Genomic DNA, 15,434 nt, shown 5'->3' with positions numbered 1-15,434 from the left:
AAAGGACCGAGAATGACCGATAAAATCGTCCCCGTCATCATGGCAGGCGGCAAGGGCACAAGATTGTGGCCACTGTCGCGCGCCACCGCCGCCAAGCAGTTCCTGAAAGTGGTGGGCGAGGAAACGCTTTTTCAGTCCACATTGCAGCGCGTCAGCGACACCAGTGTCTATGAAGCACCGTTGGTGGTGACCAATGAGGAATTTCGCTTCCTGGTCGCCGAACAGGCCCGCGAACAGGGCGTGGCGCTGTCGGGCATCCTGCTGGAGCCGGTGGCACGCAACACGGCAGCCGCCATTGCCGTCGCCGCCCGCGTCGTTGCGGAACGGTTCGGGCCTGATGCGGCCTTGCTCGTGCTGGCGTCCGACCACGCCATCACCGTTGATGCCGTCTATCTGGCCTCGATCACGGCTGCGGCCACCGCCGCAAGACGCGGCAAGCTCGTCACTTTCGGCATTACTCCGACAGAACCGGCCACCGGCTATGGCTATATCGAACTGGGTGCCGATCTCGGCAATGGCGCCCATGCCGTCAGCCGTTTCGTTGAAAAGCCGGATGCGCAAAAGGCGCAGGCTTTAATCGATGCCGGAAATTACTACTGGAACTCCGGCATGTTCCTGTTTTGCGCGACAGATATCATCGAGGAGCTGGAACGCTACGCGCCAGAGGTGATGGCAGCCGCGACAGAGGCTGTTGCCAAGGCTACCAAGGATATCGATTTCATCCGGCTCAATACCGAGGCCTTTACCGCAGCACCGTCGATTTCCCTCGATTATGCGGTGATGGAAAAGACCGCCAATGCCGCCGTCGTCCCCTCCGCCATCCAATGGTCGGATCTCGGCAGCTGGGACGCGGTGTGGAAGATCGGCGAGGCCGATGCCGATGGCAATGTCGTCAAGGGCAATGCCACCGTCCACAACACCCGAAATTCACTAGTTATCTCCCGCAACAGCCACCTGGCCGTACAGGGCATGGACGGCGTGGCGGTGATTGCCAGCGAGGACGCGGTGTTTGTCGGCAGGCTCGACCAGGCCCAGGAAGTCGGCAATCTGGTCAAGCTTCTGGCTGGTAACAAGAAGACGGCAAACCTCACCGAGACCCACCCGACATCACTGCGGCCCTGGGGCGGCTACACCTCGATCCTCAACGGCGACCGGTTCCAGGTGAAGCGGCTGTTCGTCCATCCCGAAAAGAAATTGTCGCTGCAAAAGCACTTCCATCGGTCCGAACACTGGATCTGCGTGCGCGGCACCGCCGAAGTGACGATCAACGATAAGGTGACGATGCTTTACGAGAACCAGTCGATCTATATTCCCCAGGGCGCTGTGCATCGGCTCGGCAATCCCGGCAAGATCATGCTGGAAATGATCGAAATCCAGACCGGCTCCTATCTGGGTGAGGACGATATCGTCCGGCTGGTCGATGAGTTCGGGCGGACCTGAGGGGTTTTTGCGGTCGGGCTTACTGGTAAAGCCAACGATTGAACACAACGTGGTGCTCGGCCTTCTGCCGGGCATCAGACCACCAACTTTCAGTCAATAATATCAAAGACTTAGAGTCATAAAACAGATCCTAAGGACAAGCCCGAGAGTGAAGACACTTCATCGCCTTGTGCTACCCAAAACACTGCCCACCAAAAACCCAAGAACCTGACTTGCTTTATTTCTGTGCATTGCACAAGATCAGGCACAATCAGAATGGCATTAGGTCCGGACCACGGACGAGGGGTTTCATGGCGATCAAGGCAAGCATTTATCATCTCACCCATTATAAATATGACACGCCGATCCGCCTGGGGCCGCAGATCATTCGCCTGAAACCGGCGGCCCATTCCAGAACCAAGGTTCTGAGCCACTCCCTCAAGGTTACGCCTGAAAACCACTTCGTCAATCTCCAGCAGGACCCTTACGGCAACTATCTGGCCCGCTTCGTGTTTCCCGACCCGGTCACCGAGTTCAAGATCGAGGTCGATCTCACCGCCGATATGAGCATCTACAATCCCTTCGATTTCTTCACGGAGGAAGAGGCCGTCACCTGGCCCTTCGAATACCCGGAGGATATCCGCGAGGATCTGGCGATCTACAAGAAACCAGAGCCGGACAGCCCCGCCCTCGACGCCTATCTCAAGACCCTGGACATGACGCCCGGCCAGGGCACCGTCGATATGATCGTCGGGCTCAATGCCCGCCTGCAAAGCGAAATCGGCTATGTGATCCGCCTGGAGCCGGGCGTGCAGACACCGGATGAAACGCTGACTTCGGCGCGCGGCTCCTGCCGCGATACCAGCTGGCTGCTGGTGCAGATTCTGCGGCATCTGGGCTTTGCCGCCCGCTTCGTCTCCGGCTATCTGATCCAGCTGAAGCCGGATCTGGAAGCGCTCGATGGGCCTTCCGGCACCAAGGTGGATTTCACCGACCTGCATGCCTGGGCGGAAGCCTATATTCCCGGCGCCGGCTGGATTGGCCTGGACCCGACCTCCGGCCTGATGACCGGCGAAAGCCATATTCCGCTGGCCGCCACGCCGCATTACAAAAATGCCGCGCCGATTTCCGGCGGCTATTTCGGTGAAGCGAAGACCGATTTCGATTTCGATATGAAGGTGACACGGGTTGCCGAGCATCCGCGCATCACCAAGCCGTTTTCCGATGAAAGCTGGGAGGCGCTGAACGCGCTTGGCCTGAAGGTCGATGGCGATCTGAAAGCCCATGACGTGCGCCTGACCATGGGCGGCGAGCCGACCTTCGTGTCGATCGACGATTTCCAGTCGGCGGAATGGAATACCGATGCGGTTGGCCCGACCAAGCGGGCACTGGCCGATCAATTGATCCGAAAACTGCGCACCCGCTTTGCGCCCGGTGGCTTCCTGCATTACGGCCAGGGCAAATGGTATCCGGGGGAAAGCCTGCCCCGTTGGACGTTCTCGCTCTACTGGCGCAAGGATGGCAAGCCGATCTGGCATAATCCAGACCTGATCGCCACCGAACAGGCCGATACCAATGTGAGCCACGAGCAAGCCGAGGCGCTGATGGCCGGCATTGCCACCGAGCTAGAGATCGAGCCTGACATGATCCTGCCGGCCTATGAAGATCCCGCAGCCTGGATCATCAAGGAAGGCAGCCTGCCGGAAAATGTCGATCCGTCCAATTCCAAGCTGGAAAGCCCCGAAGAGCGCGCCCGCATCGCCAAGGTGTTCGAGCGCGGCTTGACGATCCCGACCGGCTATATCCTGCCGGTCCAGGCCTGGAACGCCAAGGCCAGCGGGCGACGCTGGATCAGCGAGAAATGGCGCACCCGGCGCGGCAAGATCTTCCTCATTCCAGGCGACAGTCCCGTCGGCTTTCGTATGCCGCTCGGCACCCTGCCCTATGTGCCGCCCTCGCAATATCCCTATATCCACACGGCTGACCCGTCCATTCCGCGTGCGCCTCTGCCGGATTTCGGCCCGGATACTCGCGAAGGCCGGGCGCTGTCGGAAGCCTCGCGCAAGACCAGCGATACTCAGCAGGACCGCAACGAACAGAATATTGCCGGATCGGCTGGGGATATCACCGGCGCGGTGCGCACGGCGATGAGCGTCGAGCCGCGCGATGGCCGGCTCTGCGTGTTCATGCCGCCGGTGGAGCGGATCGAGGACTATCTGGAACTGGTTGCCGCCGCCGAGACCGCCGCGCGCAATCTTGGCCTGCCGATCCACATCGAAGGCTATGCCCCGCCGCAGGACGAGCGCATAAATGTCATCCGCGTCGCGCCCGATCCAGGCGTTATCGAGGTGAATATCCACCCCGCCGATAGCTGGCAGGATTGCGTGGCCACCACCGATATCATCTATGAAGAGGCTCGCCAGACGCGGCTTGGCGCCGACAAATTCATGATCGACGGTCGTCATACCGGCACCGGCGGTGGCAACCATGTGGTGGTTGGCGGCGCCAATCCCGGCGACAGCCCGTTCCTGCGCCGCCCGGATCTGCTGAAAAGCCTGGTCCTGCATTGGCAGCGCCATCCGGCTTTGTCCTACATGTTCTCGGGCATGTTCATTGGCCCGACCAGCCAGGCGCCGCGCTTTGACGAGGCCCGCCATGATACGCTCTATGAGCTGGAAATCGCCCTGGCCCAGATCCCCATGCCGGGCAATGGAACTCTGCCGCCCCTGCCCTGGCTGGTCGACCGGCTGTTTCGCAACCTGCTGACCGATGTCACCGGCAACACCCATCGCTCGGAAATCTGCATCGACAAGCTGTTCTCGCCGGACGGGCCGACAGGCAGACTGGGTCTGGTCGAATTCCGTGGCTTTGAAATGCCGCCGAATGCCCGCATGTCGCTGGCCCAGCAATTGCTGGTGCGGGCGCTGATCGCACGGTTCTGGAAGAACCCGATCGGCGGAAATTTCGTGCGCTGGGGCACGGCGCTGCACGACCGCTTCATGCTGCCGCATTATCTCTGGCAGGATTTCCTCGAAGTTCTGGCCGACCTGCGCGAACACGGTTTCGATTTCAAGCCGGAATGGTTTGCAGCCCAGCTCGAATTCCGCTTCCCCTTCGTCGGACAGGTGGAATACGAAGACAGCAAACTGGAGCTGCGCCAGGCGCTGGAGCCCTGGCATGTGATGGGCGAGGAAGGTGCCATCGGCGGGACGGTGCGCTATGTCGATAGTTCCGTCGAGCGTTTGCAGGTCAAGCTGGAGACCGCCAATCCCGACCGTTACACCATTGCCTGCAATGGCCGCCGCCTGCCGCTGAAGAAAAGCGGCACCAATGGCGTGGCCGTCGCCGGCGTGCGCTACAAGGCCTGGCAACCGGCATCGGGCCTGCATCCGGTCCTGCCTGTAAACACACCGCTAACATTCGACGTTTATGATATATGGACAGGGCGGTCGATTGGCGGTTGTGTGTATCATGTCGCGCATCCCGGTGGTCGCAGTTATGATACTTTCCCTGTGAATGGTAATGAAGCGGAGGCCCGGCGGCTTGCGCGGTTCGAACCCTGGGGTCATACAGCCGGATCTTATCCGCTGTGGCCGGAAGCCGTCTCGCCGGAATTTCCGCACACATTGGATTTGCGGCGACCACAGGGGATTTAAGCATGTCGCGTAAAAGTGTGTAGCGGTTTTACGGAGACGACATGCTTCGGCAAGAAAGCATGTCGCGTAAAAGTGTGAAACGGTTTTACGGCAACGACATGCGCCAACAAGAAGCTATGTCGCGTAAAAATGTGAAACGGTTTTGCGGAGACGACATGCTTCGGCAGGAATGAAGATGACCAAGCGTACGGCCATTGAGATGGACAGGCTGGAAAAAGACCCCGGAGCGGCATTTGCCGATGGCTACCGGGCCTTGCCCGGTGCTGCCGATGAAATGCTGGACCGGGATGGCAACATCCGTCCGGTCTGGCAGAATTTCGTCGCCGCCATCAACGGCATGGATGAAGAGCAATTGCACGAGCGCTTTGCCCGTGCCGACCGCTATCTGCGCGATGCCGGGGTCTTCTACCGCGCCTACGGGTCTGCCGGTCCCACCGAGCGGGCCTGGCCGTTTTCCCATATTCCGGTGTTGATCGCCGATGCCGAATGGCAGGTTCTGGCGCGCGGGCTGGTGCAGCGGGCCGAATTGCTGGAACAGGTTGTCGCCGATATCTACAGTGATAACAGGCTGGTACAGGAAGGCTTCATTCCGCCCGCACTGATTGCCGCCAATGGTGAATTTCTGCGACCCCTGGTCGGGGTGAAACCGGCGGGTGGCCATTACCTGCATTTTTGTTCGTTCGAGATCGGCCGTGGGCCGGATGGCGCCTGGTGGGTGCTGGCCGACCGCACGCAGGCCCCCTCCGGGGCCGGATTTGCGCTGGAAAACCGCGTGGCGACGGCCCGGGCCTTTTCCGACATCTATGCCGAAACCCATGTCCACCGGCTTGCCTCGTTCTTCGGGGCGTTTCGTGATGCGCTTCAGGGCCATAAGCAAAGCCCTGATGACCGGATCGCCGTGCTGTCCCCCGGCCCGGCCAATGAAACCTATTTCGAACATGCCTATATTGCCCGCTATCTCGGCATCATGCTGCTGGAGGGCGAGGATCTGACTGTGGTCAACGGCAAGGTGATGGTGCGCACCGTGGCCGGGCTGAAGCCGATCGGGGTGCTGTGGCGACGTCTGGATGCGGCCTTTGCCGATCCTCTGGAACTGAACCAGCTCAGCCATATCGGCACACCGGGCGTGGTGCAGGCGCTGCGCAACAATGCGGTCACCTTCGTCAACGCACTCGGTTCCGGCATTCTGGAAACCCGGGCGCTGATGGCTTTCCTGCCCACCATCTGTCGGCATCTGCTGGGCGAGGATCTGCTGCTGCCCTCGATTGCCACATGGTGGTGCGGGCAGAAGCAGGAGCGCGACCATGTCGCCCACAATATCGAGAAAATGGTGATCGGCCCGGCCTATTCGCGCCAGCCGTTTTTCGATGACAACAGGCAATCGGTCCTGGGCGCGACCTTGCGGGAAACCGCTCAGCAATCGATTGCCGGCTGGCTGGAAACCGACGGTGCCAAGCTGGTCGGCCAGGAAGCCGTGACGCTCTCCACCACCCCCGCCATGGTCGATGGCAGGCTGCAACCGAGGCCGATGAGCTTGCGGGTGTTTGCGGCGCGCACCAGGGATGGCTGGCAGATCATGCCGGGCGGGTTCGGGCGGATCGGCAGCGGCAGCGATGTGGCGGCGATGGCCATGCAGGCTGGCGGATCTGCCGCCGATGTGTGGATCGTTTCCGACAAGCCGGTCGAGCGGATCACGCTGCTGCCAGCCGAAGAACAGTTTACCCGCAACATGCCGGGCAGCCTGCCCAGCCGCGCCGCCGATAACCTGTTCTGGCTGGGCCGCTATATCGAACGGGCCGAAGGCGCGCTTAGAATTCTGCGCGCCTGGAATGCACGCTTTGCCGAAACAGCCGATCCGAAACAGCCGCTTCTGGCCTTTGTCAGCGAATATCTCGAAGCGCTGGACATCAATACAGACCAGGGCGTGCCGGAAAGCCTGCTCGGCAATATCAACAGCGCCGTCTACTCGGCCAGCAATATCCGCGACCGGTTCTCACCGGATGGCTGGCTGGCACTGAATGATCTCGCCAAGACCGCACGCCGCTTCCATGAAAAGATCAAGCCGGGCGACGACGCCTCGCATGCCATGACCATCCTGCTGCGCAAGCTGGCGGGTTTTGCCGGTCTGGTGCATGAAAACATGTATCGCTTCACCGGCTGGAGGTTCCTCGCTATCGGCCGCTACCTGGAGCGTGGCATGCACATGACCCGGCTGCTGGGTCATATGGCGGGGCAGGACGCACCAGACGGCGCGCTCGACATGCTGCTGGAGATCGGTGACAACGTCATGACCCATCGGCGGCGTTATAATGTCAACACCGCCTATCTGACCGTGACCGATCTTCTGGCGCTCGATCCGCTCAACCCGCGCTCCATCCTGTTTCAGCTCAACGAGATCCACAATGAAGTGGAACAATTGCCCAATGCCAAGGTCAACGGCCAAATGTCGCGCTTCCTGCGCGAAACCGTCAGGCTGCATTCAAGCGTGGCGGTGATGACGCCGGAAATGATGACGCCTGAGATCTACAATCATCTGGAAAAAGAACTGGAATTGCTGTCTGATCTCTTAGCGCAAACCTATCTCGGATGAGCACGCAAAGACGCAACCATGCTGTATGACCTGACCTTGCATATGGGCTATGACTACGATGTGGCGGCCGCTGGCGGACGTCATATCCTGCGTATCATGCCGATCTCGCTGCCGGAGCGGCAAAGGCTAATCGCCGGTTCGATTTCCATCGAGCCGCAGCCGGATGAGCGTACCGGCTTTGCCGATTTTTTCGCGCATCCCACCACGACTTTCGCCTATCGTTCTTCCCATGACACACTGGATATCCGCCTTCAGGCCCGTATTCAGGTGGACAGCCAGCCGTTCACCGCGGATTTTTCTCCATTGCCCGAAAGGCTTGCGGTCGAGCTTTTCGAATATTGGTCTCTGGAGCCAGCCTCCCCGCATCATTTCACCGGATCGAGCCCACGGCTGCCTGAAAACCCCGATATTGCCGCCTATGCCCGCTCCGTCGTGAAGCCCGGCATGACGGTGCGCCAAATCGCTGAACAGCTTTGCGCCCGCATCCACAAGGATTTCAAATACGACCCCAAGGCCACCACTGTCGATACCACCCCGAAACAAGCCTTTGCGCTGAAAAAGGGGGTCTGCCAGGATTTTTCCCATATCATGATCGTGGCGCTGCGCAGCCTCGGCATTCCCTCGGGCTATGTCAGCGGCTTCCTGCGCACCATTCCGCCGCCAGGCAAGGAACGGCTGGCAGGCGCCGACGCCATGCATGCCTGGGTCAGGGTCTGGTGCGGCAAAACCGTCGGCTGGGTCGAGCTTGACCCGACCAATAATATCACCGCCGGCACCGACCATGTCGTCGTCGCCTATGGCCGTGACTATTCCGATGTCGCGCCTGTCATCGGCGTTTTGAAAGGCTATGGCAGCCACACGACCGTCCAGGCGGTGGACCTGATTCCGATTGGCTGACGAGGCGAATATCGCCGCCGTTTCAACCGCACTATTTCAGGAATAGGTTGCATTTGAGCAACCCCATTAAGCCAGTTGCAAGCAGTGTGTCCTATCAATTCCTCAGCAGCGATGCGGATCGTCAAGCCACGGTCCTGTTGCAGGAAACACGACCGACGCTTTCGTTTCACTGAAGAGATGACAGGTGCCGGATCAACGTCACGGATGGACATGATGGTCATTTCGGCGCTTAGCCCTCATTTGCGTGCCTGTCGTTTGCTCGCCTCGAAAGCACGGCGATCCGCCGCTTTGGCAATTCCCCTGCTGCGCCATACAGGTGGCAATTTCGGCATGATGACCGCTGTTCTCCTGCCGGTGTCCATCGGCGTGGCAGGCCTGGCGATGGATGCGACGGAGACGGTGCAATCAAAAAGCGCCCTGCAAAGCTCGGTGGATGCAGCAGCCCTTGCTGCCGCCTCGGCAATGAGCAACGGCATGAGCGAGGCTGACGCCATTGCCCTTGCCAAGAGCTTCCTTTCCTCGCAGCTGGCCAATACCATGGCCAGAGACGAGAACACCAGTTCGGTGGACCAGATCACACAGCCGGAACCGGATATTTCCGTCAAGACTACTCAGGTCAACAGCTCATCGACCGCCTATGACGTAGAACTGACAGGTAGCTATACCATCACCATGAATGCGCTTTCGAGGGTTTTGGGGTGGGAGACGGTGACGCTGAAGGCCTATGGCAAGGCCCAGGCCGCGACCACGGCCTCCGAGAGCCCGCTTTCGATGTATCTGGTGCTCGACCGATCAGGTTCGATGAACGACGAAACGACGACGACCTACACGGGGACCTGCACCAAAACCACGACGTCTGGCTATGGCTACAACAAGAAGACCACGACGACGAGCTATAGCTGCACAAAAAAATACACGAAGATCGAGTCGCTGAAGCTGGCCGTCGCGGATCTGGCCTCACAGCTCAAGAAGGCCGATCCAAACAGTGAATATGTGCGCACCGGCGCCGATTCCTACAATGCCAGTGCTGATACCGCCCAGGCGATGAGCTGGGGAACCGCCAATGTCGTCACCTACGTCAACGCGCTCAGCGCCACCGGCGGCACCGATGCCAGAGGCGCGCTGAGTGCTGCCTATAGCGCGCTGCAAACATCCAACAAGACAGAGATTACCGCCCATAATGTATCAAGCGTCAGCAAGATTGGCCGCTACATTGTGTTCATGACGGACGGGGAAATGACCGGCAACAGCAGCAGCTGGAGCTCCAGCATCGACTCCGCCGTGCGCAGCCAATGCACAAGCATCAAGGCCGATGGCATCCAGATCTATACTGTTGCGTTCATGGCACCCGACAAAGGCAAGTCGCTGCTCAGTGCCTGCGCCAGTGACGCCTCGCACTATTACGAGGCGACCGATGCGGCCAGCCTTGTCGCCGCCTTCGGGGAAATCGGCAAGAAAGCGACCTCCACCTCGACCCGCCTGACCAACTGATTGGTGGCCAAATCGCTCCAGGGCAATCGAAAAACAACCTGGGAGTGAGCGAAACCTGGGCTGGACGAAGATGTCTGGAACTTTCCGCCTCTGGCCAGCCTTTAGCCTCCTTGAAACACAAGGAGCGAACCATGGAAGACACACCGTCGCTGAAACTGGCAAAACGCTATCTGGAACTGGGCGGCACCCGGAAATTGAAGATGGATGACAACATCACCGATACCCGCAAATGGGAAGGCGAACCGGCGGAAGCCGCCAAATTCTGGGCCGAACACATCGAGGTGCTGGAAGAGGGCGAGCGCAAACAGGTCGAGGACTTTCTGCCGTCCATGGCCGACAAGTAGCGGGGAAAATGGCTTGCGGGCTGGCCGCATCCTTGCGGCCCATCCCCAACATCTCGCGATTATCGCGGGCCCTCCAAGCTTTCGTGATGGCGCAAAGGGCGAAGTATCCGCACAAAGTGCGGACGCAACAATAATCCCAAGAATAATCCGGGGCTTAACTGAGCCATAAAAACACGAAGCAACGACTGCTCTTCAAAAAAATACGCTGTTGCAACTATTCGCCAAGGATGCATACACTGTATGTGCCGGTGGTTGGCAAACCGCATGACCATCGGTCTCGCGCCCTGCCCTTTCCTCCTCACCATGTGGCGAAGTCATGAATGAAACTCATCCAAAGGCCGACCTCCCCCTTCCAAAGCCCCGCGTCTCCAATCCGGAAACGCTGGCCGCCGAAATCATCGAGCGGCTGACCTATGGTATCGGCAAGGACGCCAAGGTTGCCAAGCCTCATGACTGGCTGACCGCCACCATTCTGGTGGTGCGCGACCGCATCATCGACAAGTGGATGGAATCCACCCGCCAGACCTATTCCACCAATGCCAAGCGGGTCTATTATCTGTCGCTGGAGTTTCTGATCGGCCGGTTGATGCGCGATGCGATGACCAATCTCGGCCTGGTCGAAGAGATCAAGGCGGCGCTGGAATCGCTCGGTGTCGATCTTGGCGTCATCGCCGGGCTGGAACCCGATGCGGCACTGGGCAATGGCGGGCTTGGCCGTCTGGCCGCCTGTTTCATGGAAAGCATGGCGACGGTGAATATCCCGGCCTATGGCTATGGTATCCGCTACGTCCACGGCCTGTTTCGCCAGCAGATGGCCGATGGCTGGCAGGTGGAACTGCCGGAAACCTGGCTCGCCCACGGCAATCCCTGGGAATTCGAGCGGCGTGAAAGCTCTTACGAAGTCGGCTTCGGCGGCGGCGTTGAGACCGCCTCCAACGGCACCAGCGGCGAGGAAATCCGCCACGTCTGGAAGCCGAGCGAGCGGGTGATCGCCACCGCCTATGACACGCCAATCGTCGGCTGGCGCGGCGAGCGTATCAACACGCTTCGCCTCTGGTCGGCCCAGCCGATCGACCCGATCCTGCTCGATGCCTTCAATGCGGGCGACCATATTGGTGCGCTGCGCGAAAGCAACCGGGCTGAAAGCCTGACCCGGGTGCTTTATCCAGCCGATGCCACTGCGGCTGGCCAGGAACTGCGGTTGCGGCAGGAATATTTCTTCTGCTCGGCATCGCTTCAAGACATCGTCCGGCGCCACCTGCAACAGGGCAATGCGCTGACCGACCTGCCGAAAAAGGTGGCGATCCAGCTCAACGACACCCATCCTGCCGTCTCTGTCGCTGAACTGATGCGGCAATTGACCGACGTCCACGGCATGGATTTCGACACCGCCTGGGACGTGACCCGCGAGACCTTCTCCTATACCAACCACACGCTTCTGCCCGAAGCGCTGGAAAGCTGGCCGGTGCCGTTGTTCGAGCGGCTGTTGCCGCGCCATATGCAGCTGGTTTACGCGATCAACGCCAAATGCCTGGTGGAAGCGCGCAAGCAGAAGAATTTCACCGATCTGGAAATCACCAGCCTGTCGCTGATCGATGAAAGCGGCGACCGCCGGGTGCGGATGGGCAATCTGGCCTTCATGGGCTCCCATTCGATCAATGGCGTCTCGGCCCTGCATACCGAGCTGATGAAGGAAACGGTGTTTGCCACCCTGCACAAGCTCTACCCGGACCGGATCAACAACAAGACCAATGGCATCACACCACGCCGTTGGCTGATGCAGTGCAATCCCGGCCTGACCTCGCTGATCCGCGAAGCAATCGGTGACGACTTCCTCGACGATGCCGAAAAGCTGACCGCGCTGGATGGCTTTGCCAAGGACAGCGCCTTCCAGCAGAAATTTGCCGCCGTCAAGCGGGCCAACAAGGAGCAGCTGGCCAATCTGGTCGCCAGCCGCATGGGCATCCGGCTCGATCCCTCTGCCATGTTCGATATCCAGATCAAGCGCATCCACGAATACAAGCGCCAGCTCCTGAACATCATCGAGACCGTGGCGCTCTACGACCAGATCCGCTCGCATCCGGAACGCGACTGGGCGCCGCGCGTCAAGCTGTTCGCAGGCAAAGCAGCGCCGAGCTATCACAATGCCAAGCTGATCATCAAACTGGCCAATGACGTCGCGCGGGTCATCAACAACGACCCGTCGGTGCGCGGCCTGCTGAAAGTGGTGTTCATTCCCAATTACAATGTGTCGCTGGCCGAGGTCATGGTGCCGGCTGCCGACCTCTCCGAACAAATTTCCACCGCCGGCATGGAAGCATCGGGAACCGGGAACATGAAGTTCGCGTTAAACGGTGCGCTGACCATCGGCACCCTTGATGGGGCCAATGTGGAAATGCGCGATCACGTCGGAGAAGACAATATCTTTATCTTTGGAATGACTGCGGAAGAGGTCGGCAAGGTGCGTGCCGAGGGGCACACCCCACGCCCGATCATCGAACGGTCGCGCGAACTGTCACAGGCGCTGGCCGCCATTGCGTCCGGCGTGTTCTCGCCTGACGATCGGGACCGGTTCTCCAGCCTGGTGGATGGGCTCTATAACCATGACTGGTTCATGGTGGCTGCCGATTTCGATGCCTATGCCACAGCCCAACGTCAGGTGGATGCGGTCTGGACCGACCAGCCCCTCTGGCAATCCAAAGCCATTCTAAATACGGCCCGCATGGGCTGGTTCTCCTCCGACCGGACGATCAGACAGTATACGGCCGACATCTGGAGAGCCTGATGAAGAAAACAACCAGGCAGACGCAGGCATCAGCCGAGAGCGGAAATCCGCACTCGACTGACCACCTTTCTTCTGCCGAGATCGAAGCCATCGTCGCGGGCCTGCACACCGATCCGTTTTCGGTGCTGGGCGTACACGCCGGTGCGGATGGTTTTATTGCCCGCTGTTTCGTGCCGGGCGCCGACAGCATTACCGCGCTCACACTCGACGGAAGCCTTGCCGGAGAGCTGGCCTGTCTCGACCCAGCTGGCTTTTTCGCCGGTCCGGTGGCGATCAAGTCCCAGCAGCCGCTGCGCTACCGCGCCTGCCGGGGCGATGTGGAATGGTCGCTGACCGATCCCTATAGTTTCGGCCCGGTTCTCGGTCCGATGGACGATTACTTCCTGCGCGAAGGATCGCATCTGCGGCTGTTCGACAAGATGGGCGCACACCCGATCAAGCATCAGGGCGTCGATGGCTTTCATTTCGCCGTCTGGGCGCCGAATGCAAGACGGGTCTCGGTGGTCGGCGATTTCAATGAATGGGATGGCCGCCGCCATGTGATGCGGTTGCGCCGCGATACCGGCATCTGGGAGATTTTCGCCCCTGATGTCCGGCCCGGTTCTGCCTATAAATACGAGATTATCGGCGTCAATGGCGAGCTTTTGCCGTTGAAGGCCGATCCTTTCGCCCGCCGCAGCGAATTTCGCCCGCAAACCGCTTCCGTCACCGCCGCCGAGCTTTCCCAGGACTGGGAGGATGCTGCGCATCTGGCCCATTGGGGCAGCATCGACAAGCGCCGTCAGCCGATCTCGGTCTACGAGGTTCATGCCGGTTCCTGGCAGAAGCGGCCTGACGGCACCTTTCTCAGCTGGGACGAGCTGGCGGAACGGCTGATCCCCTATTGCACCGAGATGGGCTTTACCCATATCGAATTCCTGCCCATATCAGAACATCCCTATGACCCGTCCTGGGGCTACCAGACGACAGGGCTTTATGCGCCGAGTGCGCGGTTTGGCGAGCCGGAAGGCTTTGCCCGCTTCGTCAACGGCTGTCACAAGGTCGGCCTCAGCGTCATTCTCGACTGGGTTCCGGCCCATTTCCCGACCGATGCCCATGGGCTGCGCTTTTTCGACGGCACCGCTCTTTATGAGCATGAGGACCCACGCAAAGGCTTCCACCCCGACTGGAACACCGCGATCTACAATTACGGGCGGATCGAGGTTCTGTCCTATCTGGTCAACAATGCGCTCTACTGGGCGGAAAAATTCCACCTGGATGGCGTGCGGGTCGATGCGGTCGCCTCGATGCTCTATCTCGATTATTCCCGCAAGGAAGGCGAGTGGATCCCCAACGAATATGGCGGGCGGGAAAACCTGGAGGCGGTGCGCTTCCTGCAAAAGATGAACGAGCATATCTACGGCGCCCATCCACAGGTGATGACCATTGCCGAGGAAAGCACCTCCTGGCCGAAAGTGTCCCAGCCTGTGCATGAAGGCGGTCTCGGCTTCGGCTTCAAGTGGAACATGGGCTTCATGCACGACACTTTAAGCTATTTTGCCCGCGACCCCGTGCATCGCAAGCATCACCATCATGAAATCACCTTCGGGCTGATCTATGCCTATAGCGAAAATTTCATGCTGCCGATTTCCCACGATGAAGTGGTGCATGGCAAAGGCTCGATGATTGCCAAAATGCCCGGCGACGACTGGCAGAAATTTGCCAATCTTCGCGCCTATTATGGCTTCATGTGGGGTTATCCCGGCAAGAAACTGCTGTTCATGGGCCAGGAATTTGCCCAGTGGAGCGAATGGAGCGAGGAACGGTCGCTGGATTGGAACCTGCTGCAATATCCGCTGCATGAGGGCATGCGCCGTCTGGTGCGTGATCTGAACTTTACCTATCGCAACAAGCCGGCGCTGCATGCCCGCGACTGCGAGGGCGAAGGGTTCGAATGGCTGATCAGCGAGGATGCCGATCAATCGGTCTTTGCCTGGTTGCGCAAGACGCCCGGTGAACGGCCGGTGGCTGTCATCGCCAATCTGACGCCGGTCTATTACGAGCGTTACGACGTTCCGCTGCCGGTGGCCGGGCGGTGGCGGGAAATCCTCAATACCGATGCCGAGATCTATGGCGGTAGCGGCAAGGGCAATGGCGGCCGGGTGGAGGCCGTACTGGATGCGGCAACGACCCCCGACAAGGCGCCATGGGCGCACGCGACGCTGTCACTGCCGCCGCTGGCTGTGATCATGCTGGAGTTGGAACAGTAAGAC

Annotated in this window: 8 protein-coding genes; all 8 read left to right on the top strand. The window is 59.8% G+C overall.

Annotated features, from left to right (window positions below; genetic code table 11):
• Nucleotides 1-12: 12 nt before the first annotated feature.
• The 8 genes from V6582_RS14125 (at nt 13) to glgB (ending at nt 15,431) form a co-directional block, all read left to right on the top strand.
• On the top strand, nt 13-1,440 hold the full coding sequence (locus V6582_RS14125) for a mannose-1-phosphate guanylyltransferase/mannose-6-phosphate isomerase (protein WP_156631830.1): 1,428 nt from the start codon (nt 13-15) through the stop codon (nt 1,438-1,440).
• A 290-nt stretch (nt 1,441-1,730) separates the two neighbouring features.
• Entirely contained in the window at nt 1,731-5,075 is a 3,345-nt protein-coding gene (locus V6582_RS14120) for a DUF2126 domain-containing protein (protein WP_156631829.1), read from the top strand.
• A 199-nt stretch (nt 5,076-5,274) separates the two neighbouring features.
• A complete protein-coding gene (locus V6582_RS14115; protein ID WP_156631860.1) occupies nt 5,275-7,665 on the top strand; it encodes a circularly permuted type 2 ATP-grasp protein in 2,391 nt (796 codons plus the stop codon).
• Between the two features lie 18 nt (nt 7,666-7,683).
• Nucleotides 7,684-8,562 carry a transglutaminase family protein gene (locus tag V6582_RS14110; RefSeq protein ID WP_156631828.1) on the top strand — a complete coding sequence of 293 codons (879 nt, stop codon included), beginning with the start codon at nt 7,684-7,686 and terminating at the stop codon, nt 8,560-8,562.
• Between the two features lie 204 nt (nt 8,563-8,766).
• Complete coding sequence (locus V6582_RS14105; protein ID WP_349508875.1) at nt 8,767-10,053, top strand: VWA domain-containing protein; 1,287 nt, start codon at nt 8,767-8,769, stop codon at nt 10,051-10,053.
• A 131-nt stretch (nt 10,054-10,184) separates the two neighbouring features.
• Complete coding sequence (locus V6582_RS14100; RefSeq protein ID WP_156631826.1) at nt 10,185-10,397, top strand: hypothetical protein; 213 nt, start codon at nt 10,185-10,187, stop codon at nt 10,395-10,397.
• A 316-nt stretch (nt 10,398-10,713) separates the two neighbouring features.
• Nucleotides 10,714-13,182 (top strand): glycogen/starch/alpha-glucan phosphorylase, encoded by a 2,469-nt coding sequence (locus V6582_RS14095; protein WP_156631825.1) that lies wholly within the window; start codon nt 10,714-10,716, stop codon nt 13,180-13,182.
• On the top strand, nt 13,182-15,431 hold the full coding sequence (glgB, locus tag V6582_RS14090; RefSeq protein ID WP_156631824.1) for a 1,4-alpha-glucan branching protein GlgB: 2,250 nt from the start codon (nt 13,182-13,184) through the stop codon (nt 15,429-15,431). The genes V6582_RS14095 and glgB overlap by 1 nt, the downstream gene beginning before the upstream one ends.
• Nucleotides 15,432-15,434: the final 3 nt, after the last annotated feature.

The sequence above is a fragment of the Agrobacterium vitis genome, from assembly GCF_037039395.1.
Classification (GTDB): domain Bacteria; phylum Pseudomonadota; class Alphaproteobacteria; order Rhizobiales; family Rhizobiaceae; genus Allorhizobium; species Allorhizobium vitis_E.
Note: the sequence above shows the minus strand (reverse complement) of the source record. Positions and strands in the feature narration are given on the sequence as shown.